19 protein-coding genes are annotated in these 21,667 nt (G+C 48.5%); 5 read left to right on the top strand and 14 right to left on the bottom strand.

Going from position 1 to position 21,667, the window contains the following annotated elements; all coding sequences use genetic code 11:
- The first annotated feature begins 17 nt into the window (after positions 1-17).
- From GJB59_RS04280 to GJB59_RS04270, 3 genes are all read left to right on the top strand, one after another.
- Positions 18-1,667, top strand: coding sequence for an ATP-binding protein (locus GJB59_RS04280; protein WP_142829191.1), 1,650 nt, complete (start codon positions 18-20; stop codon positions 1,665-1,667).
- Positions 1,664-2,371: a response regulator gene (locus tag GJB59_RS04275; protein ID WP_142829189.1), complete on the top strand. Its 708-nt coding sequence runs from the start codon at positions 1,664-1,666 to the stop codon at positions 2,369-2,371. The genes GJB59_RS04280 and GJB59_RS04275 overlap by 4 nt, the downstream gene beginning before the upstream one ends.
- Positions 2,372-2,549: 178 nt before the next feature.
- Positions 2,550-3,872 carry a CitMHS family transporter gene (locus GJB59_RS04270; RefSeq protein ID WP_142829187.1) on the top strand — a complete coding sequence of 441 codons (1,323 nt, stop codon included), beginning with the start codon at positions 2,550-2,552 and terminating at the stop codon, positions 3,870-3,872.
- A gap of 267 nt (positions 3,873-4,139) precedes the next feature.
- On the opposite strand, the gene GJB59_RS04265 is transcribed toward GJB59_RS04270, so the two are convergent.
- From GJB59_RS04265 to GJB59_RS04215, 11 genes are all read right to left on the bottom strand, one after another.
- Entirely contained in the window at positions 4,140-4,874 is a 735-nt protein-coding gene (locus GJB59_RS04265; protein WP_142829185.1) for an SIS domain-containing protein, read from the bottom strand.
- A gap of 25 nt (positions 4,875-4,899) precedes the next feature.
- Positions 4,900-5,169, bottom strand: a complete 270-nt coding sequence (locus GJB59_RS04260) for a phosphocarrier protein HPr (protein ID WP_142829183.1) — start codon at positions 5,167-5,169, stop codon at positions 4,900-4,902.
- A gap of 19 nt (positions 5,170-5,188) precedes the next feature.
- On the bottom strand, positions 5,189-5,911 hold the full coding sequence (locus GJB59_RS04255) for a GntR family transcriptional regulator (protein ID WP_142829181.1): 723 nt from the start codon (positions 5,909-5,911) through the stop codon (positions 5,189-5,191).
- 5 nt (positions 5,912-5,916) lie between these two features.
- Positions 5,917-6,657: a glucosamine-6-phosphate deaminase gene (gene nagB / locus GJB59_RS04250; protein ID WP_142829179.1), complete on the bottom strand. Its 741-nt coding sequence runs from the start codon at positions 6,655-6,657 to the stop codon at positions 5,917-5,919.
- Positions 6,658-6,662: 5 nt separating this feature from the next.
- Positions 6,663-7,823: an N-acetylglucosamine-6-phosphate deacetylase gene (gene nagA / locus GJB59_RS04245; protein ID WP_142829177.1), complete on the bottom strand. Its 1,161-nt coding sequence runs from the start codon at positions 7,821-7,823 to the stop codon at positions 6,663-6,665.
- Positions 7,824-7,886: 63 nt separating this feature from the next.
- Positions 7,887-9,803 carry an N-acetylglucosamine-specific PTS transporter subunit IIBC gene (gene nagE / locus GJB59_RS04240; protein WP_142829175.1) on the bottom strand — a complete coding sequence of 639 codons (1,917 nt, stop codon included), beginning with the start codon at positions 9,801-9,803 and terminating at the stop codon, positions 7,887-7,889.
- Positions 9,804-10,056: 253 nt separating this feature from the next.
- Complete coding sequence (locus tag GJB59_RS04235; RefSeq protein WP_142829173.1) at positions 10,057-11,109, bottom strand: DUF871 domain-containing protein; 1,053 nt, start codon at positions 11,107-11,109, stop codon at positions 10,057-10,059.
- Between the two features lie 73 nt (positions 11,110-11,182).
- Positions 11,183-12,562 (bottom strand): PTS transporter subunit EIIC, encoded by a 1,380-nt coding sequence (locus tag GJB59_RS04230; RefSeq protein ID WP_142829171.1) that lies wholly within the window; start codon positions 12,560-12,562, stop codon positions 11,183-11,185.
- A 24-nt stretch (positions 12,563-12,586) separates the two neighbouring features.
- Positions 12,587-13,471: an N-acetylmuramic acid 6-phosphate etherase gene (murQ, locus tag GJB59_RS04225; RefSeq protein ID WP_142829168.1), complete on the bottom strand. Its 885-nt coding sequence runs from the start codon at positions 13,469-13,471 to the stop codon at positions 12,587-12,589.
- A gap of 130 nt (positions 13,472-13,601) precedes the next feature.
- Positions 13,602-14,450, bottom strand: a complete 849-nt coding sequence (locus GJB59_RS04220; protein ID WP_142829166.1) for a MurR/RpiR family transcriptional regulator — start codon at positions 14,448-14,450, stop codon at positions 13,602-13,604.
- A gap of 159 nt (positions 14,451-14,609) precedes the next feature.
- Positions 14,610-15,743, bottom strand: coding sequence for a M20 family metallopeptidase (locus GJB59_RS04215; RefSeq protein ID WP_142829164.1), 1,134 nt, complete (start codon positions 15,741-15,743; stop codon positions 14,610-14,612).
- Positions 15,744-16,112: 369 nt separating this feature from the next.
- Between GJB59_RS04215 and GJB59_RS04210 the strand changes: the two genes are divergently transcribed.
- Positions 16,113-17,441 carry a TrkH family potassium uptake protein gene (locus GJB59_RS04210; RefSeq protein ID WP_142829162.1) on the top strand — a complete coding sequence of 443 codons (1,329 nt, stop codon included), beginning with the start codon at positions 16,113-16,115 and terminating at the stop codon, positions 17,439-17,441.
- A gap of 136 nt (positions 17,442-17,577) precedes the next feature.
- Here the strand turns inward: GJB59_RS04210 and GJB59_RS04205 are convergent, their stop codons facing one another.
- A complete protein-coding gene (locus GJB59_RS04205) occupies positions 17,578-18,702 on the bottom strand; it encodes an NADH-dependent flavin oxidoreductase (RefSeq protein WP_142829159.1) in 1,125 nt (374 codons plus the stop codon).
- Positions 18,703-18,885: 183 nt separating this feature from the next.
- On the opposite strand from GJB59_RS04205, the gene GJB59_RS04200 reads away from it, so the two are divergent.
- Positions 18,886-19,914: an NADP-dependent oxidoreductase gene (locus tag GJB59_RS04200; RefSeq protein ID WP_142829157.1), complete on the top strand. Its 1,029-nt coding sequence runs from the start codon at positions 18,886-18,888 to the stop codon at positions 19,912-19,914.
- A 218-nt stretch (positions 19,915-20,132) separates the two neighbouring features.
- Here the strand turns inward: GJB59_RS04200 and GJB59_RS04195 are convergent, their stop codons facing one another.
- Positions 20,133-20,276: a hypothetical protein gene (locus GJB59_RS04195; protein ID WP_185960096.1), complete on the bottom strand. Its 144-nt coding sequence runs from the start codon at positions 20,274-20,276 to the stop codon at positions 20,133-20,135.
- 58 nt (positions 20,277-20,334) lie between these two features.
- On the bottom strand, positions 20,335-21,342 hold the full coding sequence (locus GJB59_RS04190) for an LLM class flavin-dependent oxidoreductase (protein ID WP_142829155.1): 1,008 nt from the start codon (positions 21,340-21,342) through the stop codon (positions 20,335-20,337).
- Between the last annotated feature and the right edge of the window lie 325 nt (positions 21,343-21,667).

Here is a 21,667-nt window from a genome sequence, read left to right as displayed (position 1 = left end):
GTAAGGAGCTTCTCCACATGATCCAATTCCACAAAGCCGATATTCAGAAGCGACCGGCTCCACCAAAAAATCGGATGAATTTAAAGATGAAGATGATTGCATTGATTGGTTTATTGATCCTGGCAATTGTGCTGGTCATCGGCATTTTCCTCGATTATTTCGTCACCAATACACTTGAGGCTCAGTTGGGTGAACAAGCGCTAAGTGTGGCAGAAAGCGTGGCGCTCAATCCGGACATTGCGCAGGCCTTTGAGACCGCCGATCCGGCAGCTATTATTCAGCCGCTCGTTTCTCCAATACAGCAGTCGACCAACGCCGAGTTTATCGTTGTCGGCAATGCGGAAGAGATCCGCTATTCGCATCCAAATCCCGAACAGATCGGCAAAAAGATGGTCGGCGAAGACAATGAACGGGCGCTTCTTTCTGGCGTTTCCTATGTCTCTGAAGCTACCGGATCGCTCGGCAATTCGCTGCGCGCCAAAGTGCCGATTTACTCGGGAACTGACATTATCGGCGTAGTGTCGGTCGGTTTTCTTGCCACTGATATCCAGACACTCATTGGTGATTACAATCACGAGCTGTGGCTGATGCTGGTGATCATCACGGTTGTCGCAATCCTGGTCGCTATTGCCATTGCTACTTATATTAAACGAAAACTGCACGGCCTCGAACCCGAGGAAATTTCACGCCTGCTGTTTCAAAAAGAGACGATTTTGCAGTCGACCCATGAAGGCATCATCGCAGTCGATGACGCCGGGAAGATCACCCTGCTCAACCAGATGGCCCAGCAATTGCTGTTTGGCGGTGTACAGGACACCGGTCAACTTATCGGCCAGCCTATCCGCCACGTTCTTCCTACCTCCGATTTACCGGACATTCTGGAAAGCCGCAGGAGCCGCTTTGATCAAGAAGAGGTCTATGGCAGCTATGCGGTTTACGTCAACTCGGGGCCCATTTACTATGAAGATACGCTGGTCGGTGCGGTTTCGACTTTCCGCAATAAAACTGAAATCGACACGCTGACTAAAGAGCTGTCTCATGTAAAGCAATACGCCAACGCGCTGCGCGCACAGACACATGAGTTCTCGAACAAGCTGTATACCATTTCAGGGCTGGTCTATTTGAATAAAAAACAGGAAGTGCTTGATTTTATTCGGATGGAGCATGATATTCAGCAGGAATGGATCCAACAAGTCATCGACAAAGTGGCCGACCCGTTAATCAGCGGGATCTTGATTGGCAAGCTCAACCAAGCAAGCGAGCAACAGGTCCAACTGTTGATTGATCCGGACAGCCGGTTGAAAACGCCTTTACCGGACACGCAAAGCCGTGCTTTGACGGCAGCGATCGGCAACTTGATCGATAATGCACTGGATGCTGTCAGAGACTTTCCCGCAGAACAGCGGCAAATCACACTCTACTTCACCGATGTCGGCGATGATATATTATTTGAGATCGATGATTCGGGACCGGGAATTCTACCTGGCCATGAACATCTTTTATTCGAAAGAGGCTTTACGTCGAAAACAGGGGCAGACCGCGGCTACGGTTTGAGCACGACAAGACAGCTCATCGTCCAAGCCGGCGGCGAACTGCATGCAGAGGAAAGTGAACTCGGTGGAGCCTGCTTTGTCGTTTCATTACCGAAAAAGGAGAATTACTTATGAAACAAGAGCTTCATGTACTGATTATAGAAGATGATTTCCGGGTGGCCGAGATCAACCGTCAACTGGTGGAACAAGTGGACGGCTATGTGGTGGACAGTATCGCGAAGACGGGTGATGAAGCGATTGCTTTTCTCGCCGACAGCCGACAGTTGCCAGATTTGATTTTGCTGGATGTATTTATTCCTGACCGCAAAGGGCTGGAATTGCTGCGTGAAATCCGCGGCAGTTTTCCACACATCGACATCATTATGCTGTCGGCGGCCAAAGAAGCCGCGACTATTGAAGAAACGCTGCGCTGCGGCATTTTTGACTACTTAGTCAAACCGGTGGATTTTTTCCGTTTCGAACAGGCACTGCTGCGGTTCCGTGAGCAAAAGCGCTTCTTTTCTTCCCGCCAGGAGTTGGAACAAGCGGACATCGACAGGCTAATTGGCATCCGGTCCATCCCCGCTGCTGCCGAAATATTGGACGGTGGGCTGCCTAAAGGCATCGACCAGCTGACGTTGGTCGGCGTCATGGAAATCCTGCAAGGCTCGGTCTACGAAGGCATCAATGCCATGGAAACCGGGAAAGCGGTCGGCGTCAGCCGCTCTACTGCCAGGCGCTACTTGGAGCATCTCGTTTCTATCGGCGAAGCGAAAGCGCAATTGAATTATGGTGAAATCGGCCGTCCTGAGAGACGCTATATCCCGTGGACAAAATGAACAAAACCACCTAAAGGCTCTTTAGTTCACTTAATTGAATAATCTTATTTTTCAAATCCCTCTGTGCTAAGTTTAGAGCTATAACTTAGAAGCAGAGGGATTTTATAATGGATGCACTTTTTGTATGCGTTTACAATTCTTCCTTCAAATCAATCTTTTACTCTGGGGAGGAACTCTTATGTTAAGTATTATTGGATTATTGACCATTGTGGTCATTGTGGCATTGCTCATCAGCAATAAAATCACACCGATTGTCGCGCTTGTTTTGGTACCGATTGTGGCAGCTTTCGTCGCAGGATTCAGCTTTGTTGAAATCGGTGAATTTTTCAACAGCGGCATCGAATCCGTGATGAGCGTCGTCATCATGTTCATCTTTGCCATCCTGTTTTTCGGCATCATGCAAGATGTCGGCTTGTTCGACCCATTGATCAACAAGATGATAGCGGTATCGCGCGGAAATGTCATTGCCGTAGCAGTCGGAACTGTACTCATCGCGGCGGTTGCACAGCTTGACGGCTCAGGCGCATCCACTTTCCTTATCACGATCCCAGCTCTATTGCCGTTATACAAACGATTGAAAATGAATCCCTACTTATTGCTGCTGCTGGTTGGGACATCTGCCAGCATTATGAACATGCTGCCCTGGGGCGGACCGCTTGGCCGTACAGCCGCTGTTCTTGGCGTTGATGTTACGGAATTATGGCGCCCGCTGATCAAAGTCCAAGTGATTGGCTTAGTGCTGCTAGTAGGATTGGCAATTTTATTGGCTATCCGTGAAAAACGCCTGATCGCCAAGCGCGGCGATTTTAATGAAGAGCTTTACGAAGAAGCACAGCCGCTTGTCGAGGGTGCACAGGACGAAGCGTCTGTGAAAGCGGCATCACTGCGCCGGCCTAAGTTGTTATGGGCCAACACCTTACTCGCCGTAGCCGTCATCGGCGTTCTCGTATGGGGTGTCATCCCTGCCGGCTTTGCCTTTATGATTGGTGTCAGCTTGGCACTGCCGTTAAATTACCCGAACATGAAAGATCAGATGGACCGAATCAAAGACCATGCACCCAATGCTTTATTGATGGCAGCCATCATCTTGGCAGCCGGTTCGTTCCTTGGTATTCTAAACGGAACGTTAATGCTCGATTCAATCGCCAATGACTTGGTGACAATCCTGCCTGCTTTCGTCATTCCATACCTTCACATCATCATTGGATTTTTCGGGGTACCGTTCGATTTGCTGCTCAGTACCGACGCCTATTATTTTGCATTGTTCCCGATTGTTGAGCAAGTGGTTACGGAGTTCGGCGTTTCGTCGGTTTCTGCTGCCTATGCTATGATCATCGGCAACATCATCGGTACGTTCGTCAGCCCATTCTCGCCGGCACTATGGCTGGCACTCGGCTTGGCCGGTCTTGAAATGGGCCGTCACATCCGCTATTCTTTATTGATCATGTGGGGATTCAGCATCGTATTGCTGGCAATTTCAATTTTAATCGGTGTTGTATAAGAAATTGCTATCGAGCCAGTCACGGTTTACGCCGCGGCTGGCTTTTTTGTGGAGATTTGTTGAATTTTCAAACGTCCTGGGGAAGTATTTTATACAATATGCACGCTTTTCCTAATTTATGCACGCTTATTGAAAAATATGCACGTTCAAAAAAGTTTATGCACGCTCACCAAAAAATACGCACGCTCAAACTAACTTATGCACGCCCAGCCCAAATTGCACAAAAAAAAGCACGACAGAAGAAACTCTGCCGTGCGCTTAAAACATTTAAGACAACAACGGAATCCGTCCGCGGTACTTGTCGATCAGCCGTGTATTATGTGCGTCTGACCCGTCGATATTGCCGCTTAGGAAAATGGGCGGTGCGAAGCCCGCATCAGCCATTCTCTTGATGGCTTCCGCAAAAATCGCATTCAGGATCGTTGCCCCGACAACAGTAGATGTCGGACCGAATGGAACATCGACGCTTTCATACGACAAAATTGCGTCGCCAGCAACTGAATGATTGTCGATGACTAAGTCTACCGAGTTGAACAGGTGCTTGCCGGTTTTATGGCGTGAAGACTGGCTGCCCGAATACTCCAGCGACGTGATGCCGATGACAAATGCGCCTTTTTCACGGGCCGCCAGCGCAACGTCCACCGGCACCGGATTGCGGCCGGAAGTGGAGATGACAAAAATCACGTCGTCGGCACGGAAATCCTGTTCCTGCAAGAAACCTGCTGCATAATCGTTTTTCCGCTCCAGCTGTGATGATTGGACCGCACCTTCATGAAGCATTAACGGCTCCACGAAAATCGGTTTGATTGGCACCAATCCGCCGGCGCGGTAAAACACTTCTTCCGTTAAAATATGCGAATGGCCGCACCCGAATAATTGAATAATGCCTCCCGCTTGAATCGCGTCTGCTACTTTTCCAGCCGCCGCAAGCATCACTTGCTTTTCTTTTTTCTCCACAAGCTCCAGGCGTTCCTGTGCTTGTTTGAAATAACTGCTTAACATCCTACTTCAACTCCAGAACAAGTACTTACGCTTCCCCAAGCCCTTCAGCCACAATCATTTCGTCGACTTTGGCCATTAGGGATTCTTCGTCGCTGCCGTTGGCTGTAATTTTAATGGTATTTCCTTTTGAGACGCCAAGTGACATGACGCCCATGATGGATTTCAAGTTGACTTCCCTTTCTTTATACAACATTTTTACATCGGCAGAAAACGGCGACACCGCTCCTACCAGTTTTGATGCCGGACGAGCGTGAAGCCCTTCGTCGCTGGTAATTGTGTAGTTTTTTTCAATCATGTCCATTTCTCCTCTTTTGTTATCTCTGGATATCGGTCGTAAATTTGTAGCGGTCGGCCCGGTACGTGCTGCGCACCACTTCGAAAGGCAGCTCGCCATCCAGGTAGCTGATGCGTTCAATCATCAGGATCGCTGCCGGCGGTTTGATCTGCAGCAAGTCGGCGTCTTCTTTTTTCACCAGTCCCGCTTCCATCCGTTGGGTGGCCCGGCTGATTTTCAGCTGCTGATTGTTTTCTATTATCGCATACAACGATCCTTGAAACGAATCTTCAGTCAAATCAGGAAAACGTTCGACAGGCAAATAGGTGCGTTCGATCGCCATCGGCTGGTCGTCAGCAAAGCGGATGCGTTCTACAAAATAGACTTTATCGCCTGCTGCCAACTGCAAATCCTCTGCGATATCAGATTCCGGCTCCAATATTTCAAAGCCGATCAGTTTGCTGCTCGGCACCATGCCGCGCGACATCATGTCTTCCGTAAAGCTCGTCAGGCCATTGAGCGGCTGTTCGACTTTCGGAGAAGCCACAAATGTGCCGCGCCCTTTCTCACGGTACAGAAGGCCGTCATTAACCAAATTGGTGATCGACTGGCGCACCGTCATCCGGCTGACGCCGAAGCGCTCGGTCAGTTCGCGTTCAGAGGGAATCGCTGCGCCGATTGGAAAGTCGCCTTGCTGAATCTGCTGCTTCAGCTGTTCTTCTATTTGAATATAAATTGGAATCGGCGATTGTTTGTCCAGCACAGCGTTCACTCCTCTTCTGCCGCAGCCAGGCTATAGGCATCCTGATCTACAATCAGTGTAACATGATTGTGTTTCCATAAAAATGAAGCGGGAAAATCTTTGGTGACACGGCCGTCCAAAAATCGCTTTACAGCCTGTGCTTTCTTTTTGCCGGAAGCCAGTACGAGGATTTGCTCACTTTTCAAAATCGACTGGATCCCCATCGTGATGGCATGTGTCGGCACTTCGTCCCTGTCGCTGAAAAACCGGGCATTGCTGTTTCGGGTCGATGTTTCAAGCTGTACACAATGGGTCAGACTCGTTTCCGGCGTGCCGGGCTCGTTAAAGCCGATATGGCCATTTGTCCCCATGCCGAGAATCTGCAGATGCGGCGGCCCGATTCTATCTACCAACGCCTCGTAACGCCGGCATTCTGCTTCCACCGGCAAGGCTTTGCCATCTGGAATATGGGTATTTTCCAATGGAATGTCGATGTGCCGGAACAGTTTTTCATTCATGAAATGGCGGTAGCTGTTTGGGTGATCCTCCGCCAGTCCGCAATATTCATCCAAGTTAAGGGTTTGGACATGCTGCCAGGAAATGCCCCGTTCGCTGACGCCCCGAATCAGCTGTTCGTAAAGCCCGAGCGGTGTCGACCCAGTTGCAAGTCCCAGCACCGAATGGCTGTTGTTAAGGATCTGCTGTTCCACCAATTGTGCCGCGCTGCTGCTCATCTCTTCGTAGTTTTCGACTCGTATCAGTTTCATTACAGTCACTCCTTCGTATAGGCGATTGTTCCTCTGCATATCGTCAGTTGAACATTAAAGTTGTCATCAAGAATTGCCACATCCGCATCGGCACCAGCATGCAGATGTCCCTTGTTCGCAAAGCCAAGCTCTTTTGCCGCATTGGCGGAAGTCATCGCCACCAGTTCGTTCAGGCTGCATCCGGTGATCGACTGGACATTCCGGACAGCTGTATCCATCGTCAGAATGCTGCCAGCCAAAGTTCCATCAGCAAGCCGTGCGTCTTTTTTGGTAACCTGCACATCCTGTCCGCCCAAGTCATAAACCCCGGGAGGCAAGCCTTTAGCGCGCATGGCATCGGTGATGAGCATCAGCCGGTCCGCACCTTTTTGCCGAAAAGCCATTTGGACTGAAGCCGGATGGCTGTGAATAAAGTCGGCAATGATTTCCACCATCAAGCCCTCTTCCGTCAAAGCTGCACCCACCACTCCGGGATTGCGATGATGGAATGGGCTCATTTGGTTATAAAGATGGGTCACATGGCTTGCTCCTGAACGGATGGCTGCCTGCACTTCCTCTAACGTTGCATCCGAGTGGCCGATCGATGCGATTACACCATTGTCAGTCAGCCTTTTGATAAACACCATCGCGTTTTTGGTTTCGGGTGCGAGAGTGATCAGGCGGATTTTGTTGCCGCTGAGCTTTTGCCATTTGCGGAATAATGGATAGGAAGCTTCTGCAATGTGTTCAATCGGCTGGGCACCAGCACGTTGGTCGGAAATAAATGGGCCTTCCAGGTGGACGCCAAGCAGTTCAGCCTGCCCTTCCTGCGCGCTGAACTTTTGGATATTCTGCAAAGCTGCTGAAATAGCGCTGTCTGTTTGAGTCATTGTGGTCGCCAGAAAACTCGTCGTGCCTTCTTTTGGCAATGTACCGGCTATACCGCTCAACGCTTCCGATGTTGCATCCATGGCATCATGTCCTGCAGCGCCATGAATATGGACGTCAATAAACCCAGGAAATGCTGTCCAATTTTCAGCGGCTGCATCTATATGGATATCTGCCTTACAATCAATATTTGCAGCGGCTCGGCTTATTTTTCCGCCCTCTATCAGGATGTCCCCGGTAAAGCTTTCTTCAACAGCATCTGCAATCGTGATGCCGGAAATCAAAATGCTTTTTTTCATTTTTATCACTCCTTGCGAAAAACCAGGAAAATCGCGGTGGATGTCCCTGGCTTTCAGCTTTAATTATTCGACTTTCAGGATAGAAGCGGTTCCTTGTTCCTGGAAACCGTCTTTCATGACCGTAACTTTTTGTTCGGTTAAGTTGGTGAAAATAACCGGTGTTGCGATAGAAGGTGCATTGGCGTTCAAGAACTCCAAATCGAGCTTCAGCAAGGCGTCTCCGCGCTGTACCAGCTGACCTTGTTCAACCAATGTCTCGAATCCTTCACCTTTCAGTTTGACTGTATCCAAGCCGACATGGATCAGGATTTCAATTCCGGTATCGGTTTCGATGCCGATGGCGTGCTTTGTCGGGAATACACTGACGACACGGCCGTCAACCGGTGAATGAAGGGTATTTCCAGATGGGAGGATGGCAAAACCAGGTCCCATCATGCCTTTTGCAAACACTTCATCCGGCACTTCAGATAAAGGAATGATTTTCCCTTGAATCGGCATTTCAAAGTCTGCAGCAATGATTTCTTTCATTGCCGGCTCGTCGCTGACCGTTTCTTCAACAGCTGCGGTTTCCGTTCCACCTGCAGGAGCTGGGTTGCCGTTTGCCAAACGCGGCTTCATGGCATCTCCCAGGAATTCGACAGCTGTTCCGATAACCACTTGCACATTTGTTTTATTGATTTTCATGACACCCATAGCACCGTGGCGCTTGAGGGCTTTTTCGTCCACACGGTCTGAATCTTTGACCGTCATGCGCAAACGCGTCGTGCAATATTCGACAGCGACAATATTCGCAGTGCCGCCGAGTGCTTCAATGGTGTTATACGCTCTGACATCAACAGCGTTATTGCCAGAATCTGCATTTTCTGCACCTTCTTCATCTTCGTCTTCACGGCCAGGCGTCTTCAAGTCCAGCTTGACGATCAGGAAGTAGAAGATTACAAAGTAAATGGCTCCGACAACCAGTCCCATTACCAACAGGATCAGTGGATTGGTGGCCAGCCCATAATTCAGCACAAAGTCAATGGCTCCGGCAGAAAAGCCGAATCCGTGATGGACATCCAAAGCATAAGCGACCATCATCGAAGCACCCGTCAATAATGCGTGGACAACATACAACATAGGTGACAGGAACATGAAAGTAAATTCGATCGGTTCTGTGATCCCTGTCAAAAATGACGTAAAAGCGATACTGAAGAGCATCCCGCCGACAAGGGCTTTGCGCTCTTTTTTAGCTGCAGCATACATGGCAAGACACGCAGCCGGCAAACCGAACATCATGATTGGGAAGAAACCGGACAGGAATGGCCCTGCCGTTGGGTCGCCCCTCAGGAAACGGTTAATTTCCCCACGGACCACTTCTCCAGTTGCATCGGTGAAAGTACCAAAATCAAACCACACAACAGTGTTAATAACATGGTGTAGACCGGTCGGCAGCAAGAGACGGTTCAGGAAACCGTAAGCGCCGACGCCGAACATGCCGGCATTTAAGATCCAGTCACCGGCACTGTCAATGCCTCCCTGGATTGGCGGCCATGCATACCCGAGCACACCAGCCAAAACTGTCATGGCTGCCGCGGTAATAATCGGTACAAACCGCCTTCCGCCGAAAAAGGCCAGCCATTGCGGAAACTTCACATTATAGAATTTATTGTATAAAAGACCTGCGACAATACCGGATATAATACCGGCAAATACGCCCATATTGATTGACTCATTGATCGTGACGATCGCCGAAGTCAGGACGAGATAAGCGATGGCACCAGCCAAAGCCGCTCCTCCGCTGCCGTCATGGGCGAGGCCCATCGCAATCCCGATGGCAAAGATAATTGCCAGGTTGTCGATGATCCCTGCGCCCGCAGCCGACATGAACGGAATGCCAAGCAAATCATCCTGTCCAAAACGCAGCAGCAAAGCAGCAGCTGGCAATGTAGCAATCGGGAACATCAACGATTTTCCTATTTTCTGCAAAAAACCAAACATAAAATTTCCACCCCTTTATGTATTCTTAATTTTCACTATATAGATAATCGGTATAGTTGTCTATACCAATTTGATAAATAGTGAAAATAAAGGAAGCGGTTACTTTGTTCTTATTAAAGGAAAGTGGCCAGAGAAATCGCTCTAAACTGACCCCGTCCTTTTTTAACTGTCCCGCAAAGGTTTCTAGGAAATCTTAGAAAGTAAAAAACTGAAAACGCTAAGGCTTCCAGTTCTCACACCGTACTCTTCTTATTCAAATCCACTCGATTTTAAATTTCACGCCTCCTTTAATATATGTCAGCAACGCCAGATCTTCCTCAATAATCTTTCCGATGACGTTCACTTTGTCATCTGCGGGCAAATCCCGTTTGGTGATCTGCAGCTCGCCCCGGTAACGTCCATAGCGTTCATTGTCTACAGTGATGCTGCCTTTATTCCGGACGATGGTATTGTTCGGTTCCAGCAAGTGGGTGCCGATCAGGCCATATTGGCGCGACTCCACGGAACGGATGCAGTCCCGCGCAGCATCAAAGCGGTTGGTTTGAACCGCCATCGTCTCTATCTCCACCAAAGGCTCTGCACGAAGCGGAATTGTTCCCTGATGGAACGCGGAAAATTGGTTCAGGCTCTCGTCGCTGAGTGTGATGTCGCCGACCAGAATCTTATCCACTGCCCCATCTGCCTTCAAGTGCAAATACGCATTAAACGGGCTGATCTTCCGGTGTTCTTCGAGCGTAGGCAGACCGTTATGCAGCGGACCGCGAAGAAGGCCGTCTCCTGGAATAAAAGCCATCACCCTCAGCCCTTCGCTTTTCAGCCACAGATTCGTTTTCACAAACTCCATGGGATCCAATCCGGTTTCCGGCCGCGGATAGAAATTATGCCACATCTCGACAGCGTCCCGCTGCAAGCCTGCTCGAATCAAAGCAGCCAGCCCCTCTTTCGTCAATGTACTGGCATTCAAAGCGATTTTCATCTTATGGGACAGCCCGGCAATTACGTTATCGTCGACACCATAATCGATCCGCAACCCCGTCACACCCCATTCCAGCAAACCTTCTGCATTGTCCCAGCCAAATCCGAGATGAGCCAAGGATTGCGGCGCAATGTCCGCCATCAGCTCCATATCAAACTGTATGGCCCAACGCCCCAATTGCTGCAGCCTTTCCTTATAAAGCAGCGGATCATCTTCCGGAATATGCAGCGAAGTGAAAATGGAAGTAAACCCGAGCTTGCTGACCTTTTCAATATAAGGGGCCAAGCCCTGAAACGAATTGTCTCCTAAATAAACTGATATTCCACGCATCCTGCCAGCTCCTTTTCCAGTGAACTCATCACTTTGATTCAAAAGAAAAAAGGGAGATTTCTCTCCCTTTCCCTCAAATTCCTTCTGCCATCTCTTCTTTGAACCCAAATAGATAAGTGAAGATGAATCCGAAAATATATGATACGACCAGGCCGACAAAGTACCAGACGTATTTACTTTCCGCAATCAGTGGAATCAATGAGATTCCTGATACTCCGATTCCAAGCGCTGCCGTATGCATAACGGCCTGGAACGCTCCGCCGAAGGCAGCTCCCATGCAAGCCGTGATGAATGGGCGTCCAAGCGGCAAAGTCACACCGTAAAGCAGCGGTTCACCGATGCCAAGAAAACCGACAGGCAACGCTCCTTTGATGATGTTCTTCAGACGTTGATTTCTTGTTTTCACATATACTGCAATCGTAGCACCTACCTGGCCCGCTCCAGCCATCGCCAAAATCGGCAGCAAGGCTGTCGCGCCAACCGTGTTCATCAGCTCCAAGTGAATCGGCGTTAGGCCGTGGTGCAATCCGAGCATTACCAGTGGAAGGAAGAAACCAGCCAGGACGCCGCCTGCTAGGACACCGCCGACATCAAGAACGGAAGTCAATACCGTCATAATGCCATCTGATAAGAGGCCTGCGACTGGCATAATGGCGTAAAGCGAGAAGAAGCCAACAACCAATAGCGTAATGAGAGGTGTAAAGAGAATATCGACCGAACTGTGCATCACTTTACGGACATTCTTTTCAACAAAAGTCATCATCCAGGCAGCGAATATCACCCCAAATAATCCGCCTCTGCCGACTACGAGCGGCTCTCCATAAATGACGATATCAGCCAGCATCGGATTGAACAGGATTCCTCCTGCAATCGCACCAAGTACCGGTGTTCCGCCAAACTCCTTCGCTGTGTTCCAGCCGACCAGAATAGCCAAATACGCAAATACTGTGCTTCCCAGCAGCAATAGGATCTGCATCCACGTTTCGGTAGCATCCACTCCGGCATTCTTCGCAAAGTTGGCTGCTCCATTAATGATACCTGAAGCGACCAGACCCGGAATCAGCGGGATGAAAATATTACCGACACGGCGCAGGAAAAGCTTGAATGGCGTCTTGTTCTTTTCTTTCAGCTTGGCTTTTTTCAAAGCGGCTTTTTCCGTGAAGTCCATATCGTCTTCATCGACGTCCGCCATTTCACCGATAGCCAATCCGGTTTCATTGCTCATTTCAGCAGCAACCTTATTGACCGTTCCCGGACCTACGACAATCTGAAGTGTATCGTCCTCGATTACGCCCATCACGCCATCCACACGCTTCAGTTCGTTTAAATCCACTTTGCTGTCATCTTTGATCGACAAACGCAATCGCGTCATACAATGCGCTACTTGATTGACATTCCCTTTCCCCCCGATTTTTTCGAGAATGTCATGCGCCATTTGCTGTTCTTTTTTCATACTACCCCTCCGCTCCCCCAAGTGTTATAAAGCTTTTCGAACAAAGCCACCGGCTGTTTCCAATTTGGCGATGGCTTGTTCTTTCGTACAATCCAGCAGACTCATGACAATTGCCGTTTTCACGTGGCCGTCCGCTCTTTCGTAGTAGCGCTGTGCTGTTCCGTAATCGACTTGAGCGGCATCCATGATGATCCGTTTGGAACGCTCCACCAGTTTTTCATTGGTAGCCTGTACATCCACCATCAAATTGCCGTATACTTTGCCGATGCCGATCATCGCAGCTGTCGAAATCATATTCAGTACGAGCTTTTGGGCAGTACCCGCTTTCAGACGGGTCGAACCGGTCAATACTTCAGCCCCTGTCTCAATCTCAATCGCTGTATCGGCATAATCGCTGATTTCGGATCCTTTATTGCACGAAATCGCAACGGTTTCTGCCCCGATCTGTTTTGCATATTGAAGCGCACCAATGACGTATGGTGTTCGCCCGCTGGCTGCAATGCCGACGACGGTATCATCCGCTGTTAAAGAAACCGCTTTCAAATCATCCATACCAAATTGCGCTTTGTCTTCGACGCCTTCAATCGCGGTCTTAATCGCTTCTGCTCCCCCAGCAATAATCCCAACTACCTGTTCTGACGAGACACCGAAAGTTGGAACACATTCAACTGCATCGAGAATTCCTAAGCGGCCGCTGGTTCCGGCGCCAATATATATCAGTCTGCCACCAGCCTCAAAGGAAGCAATGGTTTTTTGCACCGCTTTCTCGATGTTTCCCAGTTCGGTTTCAATCGCTTTTGGAACGATGCGATCTTCTTGGTTCATGGTTTCTAAGATTTCCAGCACTGACATTTCGTCCATCTTCATGGTGTTGGTATTGCGCTTTTCTGTGGATAAATTTTCTAGCATCGGATCACCTCTTTACATTTATTTCTTGTCTTCATTTTATCCTTAAGAAATTTAAAGTCAATATTAATTAATATAATAATGAATTTAAATTTCATAAAATCAAGTAAAAAAGAGCCGAATCATCAGCTCTTTATCTTCTTAAGCTTTCCATTTCACTGCGGGCATCATAGTATTGCTGCAAAACCTTTTCGCCAACATGATGAAATATGCTCATATATAAGGTATCGATTACGGTCAGTTGCGTCATCCGTGAAGGAATGCTGCCAATGCGGAAATCCTGCTCCACATTCGGTGTGCACAAACGAATGTCCGCTTCTTTGTACAATGGTGATTTGCTGAGGGTCGTAATGGCGATGGCAGTCGCCCCTTTTTTCTGTGCAAACCGCGTAAGTTCCAAAACATCCTTTGTTTTTCCGGACGTGCTGATTGCCACAAACACATCGTTTTCCGTCAAATGTGGAATCACTGACAGCATGTAATGGAAATCAAGAGAAGTGATCGAATGATAGCCGAGTTTCGTAAATTTATACTGAGCATCGACAGCCGCAGTGGATGAACCGCCAACACCAAAGAAAACGATTTTTCCGGCATGCTGAATGGCTTCAACCGCCTTCGCCAGTTCTTTGCGGTCCATAGAGTCCGCACACGATTCAATCGCGGATTTATTGACATGGATCACTTTATGAAAAAGATCGTATGGAGAGTCTTTTTTGTTCAATACCGAAAAATCGGTGAGATTGGTATCCGTTAAGGTTAAGTCTTTCATAAGTGCAAGTTTGAAAGATTTAAAGCTGCCAATGCCGATCGATTTGCAAAAGCGGATAATGGTTGCTTCGCTGACTCCTGATTTCTTCGACAGTTCTTTCGTGGTCATGTGTGGAATGGCTTCCGGATTTTCAAAAACGTACTCGCCAATCCGCCTCTCTGCCTCTGATAACTGCGGCAGCACTTCTTTTATTTTTTGCATCAAAGAAGTCATCTTTGAACCCCCTGTGATTCTGTTTCTAGTATTGACTGATTACATGTCTCGAAACTGAAAGTAGTGCGTAAAAATTACTGTTTCATTCAACTTCTCTAGCATACACGAAAGTTCAGTATAAATTGAGTCATTGCAATTGAATTCCAGCCTCATCATTTTCTACTTCGCACTCAGACGCTTAATGACATTCGCCAGCAGCAAAGTCCGCTCGGTCAGCGAGGAAACCACCAGGTACTCCGTTTCCTGATGGGCGTTGCCGCCGACCGGGCCCAACCCGTCAATCGACGGAATGCCGATATGGGCAGTCAAGTTGGCATCTGATCCGCCGCCGCTCTTTTCATGTGACAGCGTGATACCGAGTTTCGCACCTTCTTCGGCAATCACGTCGATTAATGTCCGTGCAGCATCCGTCAATACCCACGCCGGACGGGTAATATGGCCTGTCAATTCCACAGCCGTTCCTGGTGTTTCCGTGTAGCTGCAGATTTCCTTGATGCCGCGGTCCAAACGCTCGCCGTCTTCTGACGTTTCAATCCGCAGGTCGATTCCGGCTTCCGCAAATGGAGCGATCGTATTGACTGACGTGCCCCCTTTGATCAGACCGACGTTGACGGTAATGCCTCTATCAGGCTCACTCAAGGCATGCAGCTTGAGGATTTTCCGTGCCATTTCTTCAATGGCGCTGGCTCCATTTTCCGGTTCAATGCCCGCATGCGCCGATTTTCCATAAACTTTCAGGAAATATTTGCCTCCGCCTTTGCGCTCACTGACAAGTTGGCCGTTTTGTGCCGGCTCCAGCACAAGTGCGTACTTTTTATCAGCCACGACTTTTTCAATGAGGCTTCGCGAAGCGATGGACCCGATTTCTTCATCTGTATTCAAAATCAGCACGACGTTTTTATAAGCACTGCTGCCACTGTCCATTAAAGCTTTAATAGCAAATAAAGCTGTAGCGTGGCTTGCCTTCATGTCAATGACACCTGGTCCATGGGCCAAGTCATCTGCCACATGGAATGGCCGCTTTTCCGCCGTTCCTTCCGGGAATACGGTATCAAGATGGGCAATCAGCACAATCTCGGGGGCCTCTGCTTCAGGATGATAAATGACCAAGTTGTTTCCCAAGCTTTCCTGTTCGTGTACTTCGGTTTCAAATCCGATCATCTTATATTCCTCTGCAAGAACTTCTCCAGCTCTATCGATACCGCTTTTCAAATAGGAGCCGCTGTCGATATTGACAAGGTTTTCAATCAATTCCAGCATCGGCTGCTGGTTTGCTTCAATAAATTCCTTCATATTCGTTGACCCCCTTGCCTTTTTTGTCGTGCTGATTAAAGCTTTTCTTTATTCTAACAAAAAAAGCCGAACAGCAAAGGTGCTGCTGTCTATGAGGCAAGGGAATTCAGCATCATAATAATAGAAATGCTGTTCACCACAATTTCCAGTAGCGGCGCCAGTCCTAATTTAGGGGCACTGACTGCAGTATCTATTGGAGGAACGGCCAAACAATCGACAAAAAGATTATGGGATAACCAGCTTGTCATATGCAACTGAAGCAACTGAAAGAATAGTTCTCATAACGGTGAATAATTTTGTTGACAGCCTCGCGAAACAGGCATAGAGTAAGCTCATATTTCATATCTATAAGATGAGGAAGTGTCTTGCATGCGTTCCTGGAAGAAAAAGCGGATAAGCATTTCTCCGCCGTTGCTGATTTCCGGAAGTTTTTTGTTTTTGATCTTGGTAGGTACGGTTTTATTAAAGCTTCCAATAGCGACAACGCAGCCGATTTCCTGGACTGACGCTTTATTCACCGCAACATCTGCCACTACGGTGACAGGATTGAGCGTCTTTGATCCGGGCACTGTCCTCACAGGCTTTGGTGAATTGGTTCTCCTTGTGCTGATTCAATGCGGCGGCATCGGCTTGATGACTTTTGCTGTAGCTATCCTCATTTTGTTCCGCAAGAAAGTCGGCCTTCAAAGCCGAATTTACTTGCAGGAATCGCTGACACAAAATACAGTCGGCGGCATCGTCAGGCTCGTCAAATTGATTTTGACATTCGCTTTGACTGTGGAGGCAGTTGCCGCTGTACTGTTGACCATTTACTGGATCCCGGAATTCGGCTTTAAGGATGCGCTTAACTACAGCGTCTTTCATGTGATTTCCGCCTTTAACAATGCCGGTTTTTCTCTGTTCCCCGATAACATGATGAGCTTTGTCGGAGATCCGTTGGTCAACGTGCTGATCTCCTTGCTGTTCATCATTGGGGGCATCGGGTTTACGGTGGTCATGGACGTCTCACAGAAAAAATCGTTTCATCGATGGGCATTGCACACAAAGCTGATGGTTGGCGGCACCTTAATTTTAAACGCGGTGGCCATGATCGTGATTTTCGCTTTGGAATACGGCAATCCGGGAACAATCGGCAATATGTCCCTGCACGATAAATTGCTGGCTTCCTACTTCAGTGCAGTGACGCCGCGTACCGCTGGATTCAATACACTGAACTACGGAGAACTCGAAGATCCGACTTTGCTTTTCACGATGCTGTTGATGTTCATCGGCGGCGGCAGTGCTTCGACTGCTTCCGGCATCAAGCTGACAACTTTTGTCGTTGTGATCCTGGCGACGGTTTCCTTTTTGCGGTCCCGGCGCGAACCTGAAATTTTCGGCCGTTCCATTCGGCTCGAAACGGTCATCCGCTCGCTAGCCATCACGACCATCAGCGTACTGCTGGTCGTCTTCTTTTTGTTCCTATTGACCATAACTGAAAAAATTCCGTTCCTGCCGCTGGCATTTGAAGTGGTGTCAGCTTTCGGGACCGTCGGCTTGTCGATGGGCATTACCGCCGACCTCAGCGATCTTGGTGAAATCTTGTTGAGCTTGGTAATGTTCACAGGCCGTATCGGACCGCTGACATTGTTCTTTATTTTAATGAAACCACGCAAGGAAAATTACCGTTATCCATATGATCCGGTTTTCACCGGCTGAAAACAAAAAGCGCAGCTTCTGGAAAATCCAGAGCTGCGCTTTTTTCATTCATGGCCGCGGCAAGCGGAGTGTTTCGCATCATGCAAAAAAAACTAGCCAACCGCCAATAGCTTGAGGGTGACTAGGGTCTAACAACTTACTGGTCCGAAACTTTGACCATGCCGTATGAAGTAATGAGATGCCACATATTTTGAGGGATGTCTAATTTTCCAACCATTTTTGGAGTGATGACCGGATGGATTTCCTGTTCTTTCCCTTGTTTCACTTTTTCCGTCCACTCAGGATCGATCAGCGCCTGGCGTCCGATAACCACGATATCCGCTCCTTCAGCCAACGCCGTCAATGCATCTTCCGGAGTTTTCACGCTGCCGACTGCAACGAAAGCCACACGGCCATTAATTTGGTCAGCTAGGATGCGGACAATGCTGTCGCCTTGCTCCGCGCCTTTTGGTGCTTTCATGATTTCCATCAGCGATACGTGGATATAATGAATGCCGTGTTGGATCAATTCTTCCACCAATACTTTGGTTTCTTCTATTGTATAGCCGGCTGATGTTTCATTGTTTTCTTCCGGTGACAGGCGGTAGCCGACGATAAACTGATCATCCGCATATTTGGCGACAGTTTCCTGTACTTTTTTCTGAACGGCCAGTGGGAACTTCAAGCGATTTTCCAAGCTGCCTCCCCATTGGTCCTGACGTTGGTTCGTCGCCGTTGAAACAAACTGCTGGAGGAGATACGTGTTGGCACCGTGAATTTCCACGCCGTCAAAGCCGGCTTGGATTGCTCTTCTGGTTGTTTCGCCAAAGTCTTCGATAATTGCTTCGATTTCGGTCTGTGTCAACTCGCGAGGCGTCGGCTTGCCCGCTTCACCTGGCACTGCACTTGGAGCCACAGTTTCATTTGCTTTGATCAACGCAGGCTGGCCTTGGCGTCCGCCGTGCTGGATCTGCAGAATCGCTTTGCTGCCTTTTGATTTCATTTCTTTAGCCATTTGAGTCAGGCGTGGAATCGCGCTGTCGTCAAAGCCGATAAATTGGTTCGGGAAGGCAATGCCGTTTTCTGAAACTGCGATGCATGCCGAAATGTACAGGCTTCCGAGACCAGCGCGCCGGTTGTAATACGTCAATTCTTCATCCGAGACGGTGCCGTCTTCATTTCCTGAATAGGTCGTCATTGGTGCAACGCCCAGGCGATCGTTCAACACGATGCCGTTTGGCAAAGTGATTTCTTCAAACAGCTCTTTATATAATGGATTCAATGGACTTCCTCTTTTCTGCAATCTAATATCTTCCGAAAGGCTTCGGTATTTCAAAATAGCATACGGATATTAAGGAATCAAGAATACGCGCTCGCCCTCTTTTCCCGATACATTATTTTTGACCGTCCTCGATTCCAGTGGTACGCTTTTCATCGAATTCGCATACAATAGGAGGAATTTTCCATGACAACTCAAACACATAAAGAAATTCATTTGGCTAATCGTCCCGAAGGAATGCCAACCAAAGATGATTTTAAATTTGTCGAAAAAGAAATTCCTGTACCCGGCCAAAACGAAGTGCTCTTGAAGACGCTTTACCTTTCTGTAGATCCCTACATGCGCGGACGGATGAGAGATGTAAAATCGTACATCCCGCCATTCGAATTAAATAAAGTGCTGGTCGGCGGCGTCCTTGCCGAAGTGGTCGAATCACATTCGGATTTATTCAAACAAGGCGATATCGTCAACGGCAATCTCAGCTGGGCTGAGTACACGGTCGCAGATCCCGAAAAACTGCAAAAAGTCGATCCATCTGCAGCACCGATTACGGCACGCCTCAGCGTCCTCGGTTTGACAGGCTTAACCGCTTATTTCGGTTTGCTGGACATCGGCAAACCGCAGCCAGGCGAAACGGTTGTCGTGTCAGGTGCTGCGGGCGCAGTCGGTTCGATTGTCGGCCAAATCGCCAAACTCAAAGGTGCACGCGCTGTCGGCATCGCCGGTTCTGATGACAAAGTCGATTACCTGATCAATGAACTTGGCTTTGACGCTGCCATCAACTACAAAAAAGACAGCTTCAAGGAAGATTTAATCAAAGCTCTTCCAGACGGTGTTGATGTTTATTTTGACAATGTGGGTGGAGACATTTCAGATGCCGTCATCAACGAACTAAACAACAACGCCCGCATTTCCTTATGCGGTTCGATTTCGTCATACAATTCGCCAGGCGAAGACGTCGGTCCCCGCATGCAATGGAAATTCATCAAGACCAGCTCGATGATGAAGGGCTTTACATTGGGCGACTATGCACAAGACTTCCCAACTGGCGCTGCGGCACTTACGAAATGGCTACAGGAAGGCAAACTGAAATACGACGAAACGATTGTCGAAGGTTTTGAAAACACGCCGGAAGCTTTCCTTGGCCTATTTAAAGGCACCAATCTCGGCAAGCAATTGGTGAAAGTCGCGGATCCTGAGTTCGCAAAGCTATAAAATGTTGAAAAGCCGCCTATCTTGGCGGCTTTTTTCCATTTATTTGGCGATACTGTCCTAATTTGATGAAATACTGTCCGAATCAAGGCAAATACTGTCCATTCCGAATGAAATACTGTCCAAACTAAAAAAGCGACTGCGATGTGCATGCAGCTGCTTCCAGTTTTTTGGATATACTTTCTGTTTTGGCCAAATACTTTCCAAACCCGAAAATCCTCCTACCAATTCATCAAAAATCGCAAGACCAGACGTGGAAGATAAAACAAAATCTCAAAAATGCTGATAAAGAATTCAAACACATCTGCAATCCACCAGCGATCTTTCTTTTTCTTCTTTTCTTTCTTTTTCGTCTCGATTTCCATCCGCCATCTCCGCCTCTTCTGCTTTTTTACTTTATACGCAGCATCGGCCCATATGGTTTCATTTTCCAGAGAGATTAAATACTTCTGCCAATAAACGCAGCTCAGTCATGCGGTTGTCCGCTCCCGAAATGTTCGGGATGATGGTAATTTCGTTTGTAGCGTATTGCTCCGCGATAGCTTCAATCTGAACTTTTACCTGCTCGGCGGTACCAATCAGCATACGCTTCCGGTTACGCTCGACTTTTTCTTTCTCACCTGCACTGAACCCGCGTTTTTTCGCTGTCTCAGTAGAAGGATAATATGGAGGCGGCGAATCGGATTCGACAAACAGCAGCCACAGGTCAAATGCCGTTGCCAGTTCTTCTGCTTTTTCTGCTGTTTCGGCAACGACCGCAAAGACCGCGATGATCACTTCCGGCTCTTCTAAAAAAAGTGACGGCTGAAATTCCTCCCGGTACGCTTCCACCGCTTCCACTCCTTGCTGTGACGGCTTGGCAAAATGGGCGTAGGCATAGCCCGTCCCCCTTTCAGCGGCAAGCTTCGCGCTGCCTTGTCCAGTTCCCAGCAGCCACAACTCTGGTGCCGTGTTGATAATCGGCATTGCCCGCAGCGATCGGAACCGATGCTCGCTCTCCGTGTCATCAGCAAAATACTTTTGGAGATCCATCAATTGTTGCTCATAAGGCAGCCGTTTTGTTTTGCTTTCATTCAACGCCTCGTTGACGATCCGGTAGCTGCGGGAACGGCCAATGCCAAGATCGATGCGGCCGGGATGCAGCGCTTCAAGCATCCGAAAGTTTTCGGCCACTTTATAGGCGCTGTAATGCGGCAGCATGACACCTCCCGAACCGATGCGGATGTTCTCAGTGGACGTAGCCAAATGCATCATCAGCATTTCCGGCGTGCTTCCGGCAACCGAAGCCACCTGATGGTGCTCGGCTACCCAAAATCGTTTAAAGCCGAGCCGTTCTGCCATTTGGGCAAGCCGAGTCGTCTGTTCCAACGCCTCCGCTGCCGTTTCGCCTTCGTCAACCGGTGAATAATCCAGGATATTCAATGAAATCATCTGTCAGCCCCCTATACTCGTTCTTGCATCTTAGCACGGCACTCTGAAACTCCTCCACTCCAATGTCTTCGGGACATCTCCAAATCTTCTTTTACAAATCAAATCATCTTCAGCGAATCATAAATCTATTTTGTGACAAACCGGACAAATTAACAGTTTTTTCCGAACCGCTTCAGTTCCTCTTTTACAGGCATTCGATTAAACTGAAGATATAAACGGCAGGATACCGCTTACAATCTCCTTTTATTTTCGCCGCATCAGACTCATCACTGGAAATGTGCGATGAACGGTTTCACGAGCACTCCATCAGGAAAGGCAGGAGATT

Source organism: Planococcus soli, from assembly GCF_016881065.1.
In the GTDB taxonomy this organism is placed as follows: domain Bacteria; phylum Bacillota; class Bacilli; order Bacillales_A; family Planococcaceae; genus Planococcus; species Planococcus soli.
This window is presented reverse-complemented; position numbering and strand designations above follow the sequence as displayed.

Coding starts and splice junctions, on each gene's coding strand:
- GJB59_RS04265 (WP_142829185.1), bottom strand. CDS start 4,874: ATGTTAAGCAGTTATTTCAAACAAGCACAGGAACGCCTGGAGCTTGTG.
- GJB59_RS04200 (WP_142829157.1), top strand. CDS start 18,886: ATGACAACTCAAACACATAAAGAAATTCATTTGGCTAATCGTCCCGAA.
- GJB59_RS04195 (WP_185960096.1), bottom strand. CDS start 20,276: ATGGAAATCGAGACGAAAAAGAAAGAAAAGAAGAAAAAGAAAGATCGC.
- GJB59_RS04215 (WP_142829164.1), bottom strand. CDS start 15,743: ATGAAGGAATTTATTGAAGCAAACCAGCAGCCGATGCTGGAATTGATT.
- GJB59_RS04235 (WP_142829173.1), bottom strand. CDS start 11,109: ATGCGTGGAATATCAGTTTATTTAGGAGACAATTCGTTTCAGGGCTTG.
- murQ (WP_142829168.1), bottom strand. CDS start 13,471: ATGCTAGAAAATTTATCCACAGAAAAGCGCAATACCAACACCATGAAG.
- nagA (WP_142829177.1), bottom strand. CDS start 7,823: ATGAAAAAAAGCATTTTGATTTCCGGCATCACGATTGCAGATGCTGTT.
- GJB59_RS04190 (WP_142829155.1), bottom strand. CDS start 21,342: ATGATTTCATTGAATATCCTGGATTATTCACCGGTTGACGAAGGCGAA.
- GJB59_RS04230 (WP_142829171.1), bottom strand. CDS start 12,562: ATGAAAAAAGAACAGCAAATGGCGCATGACATTCTCGAAAAAATCGGG.
- GJB59_RS04210 (WP_142829162.1), top strand. CDS start 16,113: ATGCGTTCCTGGAAGAAAAAGCGGATAAGCATTTCTCCGCCGTTGCTG.
- GJB59_RS04260 (WP_142829183.1), bottom strand. CDS start 5,169: ATGATTGAAAAAAACTACACAATTACCAGCGACGAAGGGCTTCACGCT.
- nagE (WP_142829175.1), bottom strand. CDS start 9,803: ATGTTTGGTTTTTTGCAGAAAATAGGAAAATCGTTGATGTTCCCGATT.
- GJB59_RS04270 (WP_142829187.1), top strand. CDS start 2,550: ATGTTAAGTATTATTGGATTATTGACCATTGTGGTCATTGTGGCATTG.
- GJB59_RS04220 (WP_142829166.1), bottom strand. CDS start 14,450: ATGACTTCTTTGATGCAAAAAATAAAAGAAGTGCTGCCGCAGTTATCA.
- GJB59_RS04275 (WP_142829189.1), top strand. CDS start 1,664: ATGAAACAAGAGCTTCATGTACTGATTATAGAAGATGATTTCCGGGTG.
- GJB59_RS04280 (WP_142829191.1), top strand. CDS start 18: ATGATCCAATTCCACAAAGCCGATATTCAGAAGCGACCGGCTCCACCA.
- nagB (WP_142829179.1), bottom strand. CDS start 6,657: ATGAAACTGATACGAGTCGAAAACTACGAAGAGATGAGCAGCAGCGCG.